At 52.9% G+C, this 3,331-nt stretch carries 1 rRNA gene; it reads right to left on the bottom strand.

What is annotated here, in order from left to right:
- Positions 1–230: 230 nt before the first annotated feature.
- Positions 231–3,111: ribosomal RNA gene (locus JMY28_RS38720) — 23S ribosomal RNA — on the bottom strand.
- Between the last annotated feature and the right edge of the window lie 220 nt (positions 3,112–3,331).

Here is a 3,331-nt window from a genome sequence, read left to right as displayed (position 1 = left end):
GTTTCACGGTCCTGTTCGGGATGGGAAGGGGTGGGACCAACTCGCTATGGTCATCAGGCATGACGGGTTGCTGCGTCGCGATGGGTTCTGGTCAACCCGGCGCCACAGCCAATCTGGAAGAAGCGTAAAGAGGGTGTTGCTGAATTGGGGTTGTGTTGTTTCTGGCACAACACCGATCTCTCAACCTGTGTGTCTGCCTTACCCCCTGGGGGTGAAGACACACCTGTTATAGGATCAAGCCTTACGGGCAATTAGTATCAGTTAGCTTAACGCATTACTGCGCTTCCACACCTGACCTATCAACGTCCTGGTCTCGAACGACCCTTCAAGGGGATCTAGTCCCCGGGGAAGTCTCATCTTGAGGCGAGTTTCCCGCTTAGATGCTTTCAGCGGTTATCTCTTCCGAACATAGCTACCCGGCGATGCGACTGGCGTCACAACCGGTACACCAGAGGTTCGTCCACTCCGGTCCTCTCGTACTAGGAGCAGGCCCCCTCAAACTTCCAGCGCCCACGGCAGATAGGGACCAAACTGTCTCACGACGTTTTAAACCCAGCTCACGTACCTCTTTAAATGGCGAACAGCCATACCCTTGGGACCGGCTACAGCCCCAGGATGAGATGAGCCGACATCGAGGTGCCAAACACCGCCGTCGATATGAACTCTTGGGCGGTATCAGCCTGTTATCCCCAGAGTACCTTTTATCCGTTGAGCGATGGCCCTTCCATACAGAACCACCGGATCACTATGACCTGCTTTCGCACCTGTTCGACTTGTGAGTCTCACAGTCAAGCACGCTTATGCCATTGCACTATCAGCACGATTTCCGACCGTACCTAGCGTACCTTCGTACTCCTCCGTTACCCTTTGGGAGGAGACCGCCCCAGTCAAACTGCCTACCATGCACTGTCCCCGATCCGGATCACGGACCAAGGTTAGAACCTCAAACAGATCAGGGTGGTATTTCAAGGACGGCTCCACGGAAACTAGCGTTCCCGCTTCACAGCCTCCCACCTATCCTACACAAACCGGTTCAAAGTCCAATGCAAAGCTACAGTAAAGGTTCATGGGGTCTTTCCGTCTAGCCGCGGGGAGATTGCATCATCACAAACACTTCAACTTCGCTGAGTCTCGGGAGGAGACAGTGTGGCCATCGTTACGCCATTCGTGCAGGTCGGAACTTACCCGACAAGGAATTTCGCTACCTTAGGACCGTTATAGTTACGGCCGCCGTTTACCGGGACTTCAATCAAGAGCTTGCACCCCATCATTTAATCTTCCGGCACCGGGCAGGCGTCACACCCTATACGTCCACTTTCGTGTTTGCAGAGTGCTGTGTTTTTATTAAACAGTCGCAGCCACCAGTTTATTGCAACCCCTTCACCCTTCTGGCGCAAGCCAGTCAAGCTACCAGGGCGTACCTTATCCCGAAGTTACGGTACCAATTTGCCGAGTTCCTTCTCCCGAGTTCTCTCAAGCGCCTTAGAATACTCATCTCGCCCACCTGTGTCGGTTTGCGGTACGGTCACTGTTGAACTGAAGCTTAGAGGCTTTTCTTGGAACCACTTCCAGTTGCTTCGTCTCCTAAGAGACTGGCCTCACACCCTTGAATTCCGCGCCCGGATTTGCCAAAGCGCCTTCTCCAATGCAAGGACCGGGACTTCCAACACCCGGACAACCTTCCGCGATCCGTCCCCCCATCGCATTCAACAATGGTGCAGGAATATTGACCTGCTTCCCATCAGCTACGCATTTCTGCCTCGCCTTAGGGGCCGACTCACCCTACGCCGATGAACGTTGCGTAGGAAACCTTGGGCTTACGGCGAGGGGGCCTTTCACCCCCTTTATCGCTACTCATGTCAGCATTCGCACTTCCGATACCTCCAGCACGCTTTTCAACGCACCTTCGCAGGCTTACGGAACGCTCTCCTACCATGCGAGACTAGCTCGCATCCGCAGCTTCGGTATATGACTTAGCCCCGTTACATCTTCCGCGCAGGACGACTCGATCAGTGAGCTATTACGCTTTCTTTAAAGGGTGGCTGCTTCTAAGCCAACCTCCTGACTGTTTTAGCCTTCCCACTTCGTTTCCCACTTAGTCATATTTGGGGACCTTAGCTGGCGGTCTGGGTTGTTTCCCTCTTGACACCGGACGTTAGCACCCGATGTCTGTCTCCCGTGATTGCACTCTTCGGTATTCGGAGTTTGCTATGGCGAAGTAATCCGCAATGGACCCTTCAACCATGACAGTGCTCTACCCCCGAAGGTGATACACGAGGCACTACCTAAATAGTTTTCGGAGAGAACCAGCTATTTCCAGGTTTGTTTAGCCTTTCACCCCTATCCACAGCTCATCCCCTAACTTTTCAACGTTAGTGGGTTCGGTCCTCCAGCACGTGTTACCGTGCCTTCAACCTGGCCATGGATAGATCACCTGGTTTCGGGTCTACACCCAGCGACTGAACGCCCTGTTCGGACTCGCTTTCGCTACGCCTGCCCTATTCGGTTAAGCTTGCCACTGAATGTAAGTCGCTGACCCATTATACAAAAGGTACGCCGTCACCCCTTGCGAGGCTCCGACTGTTTGTATGCATGCGGTTTCAGGATCTATTTCACTCCCCTCCCGGGGTTCTTTTCGCCTTTCCCTCACGGTACTGGTTCACTATCGGTCGATCACGAGTATTTAGCCTTGGAGGATGGTCCCCCCATCTTCAGACAGGATTTCACGTGTCCCGCCCTACTTTTCGTACACCCAGTTCTTCCATTCCGTCTTCGCCTACGGGGCTATCACCCACTATGGCCGCACTTTCCAGAGCGTTTGGCTGACGGTACAGATAAAGAGTACAGGCTGGTCCCATTTCGCTCGCCACTACTTTGGGAATCTCGGTTGATTTCTTTTCCTGCGGCTACTTAGATGTTTCAGTTCGCCGCGTTCGCCTCACATGACCTATGTATTCAGTCATGGATACTCCATTCGGAGTGGGTTTCCCCATTCGGATATCGGTGGATCAAAGCTCGTTTGCCAGCTCCCCACCGCTTTTCGCAGGCTACCGCGTCCTTCATCGCCTGTGATCGCCAAGGCATCCACCACATGCACTTGTTCGCTTGACCCTATAACGGGTGTGTCTCTTTCGCAATTGCTTGCGTCGGTTCGCACGCGCTACAGGTTGAGTATTCGTGTTGCGCCGTATTTCAAGGCAATCTTTCGATCACTTAAAAATACTTTCGATACAATCACAACCCTGATTCACCTACTCACACCCATCTCTAGATGCTTTTGGATGAATCTCTTTACTACTTCTTCCTGATTGTTAAAGAACGACAGCCGATA

It is taken from the genome of Paraburkholderia hiiakae (genome assembly GCF_904848665.1).
Lineage (GTDB): Bacteria > Pseudomonadota > Gammaproteobacteria > Burkholderiales > Burkholderiaceae > Paraburkholderia > Paraburkholderia hiiakae.
Note: the sequence above shows the minus strand (reverse complement) of the source record. Positions and strands in the feature narration are given on the sequence as shown.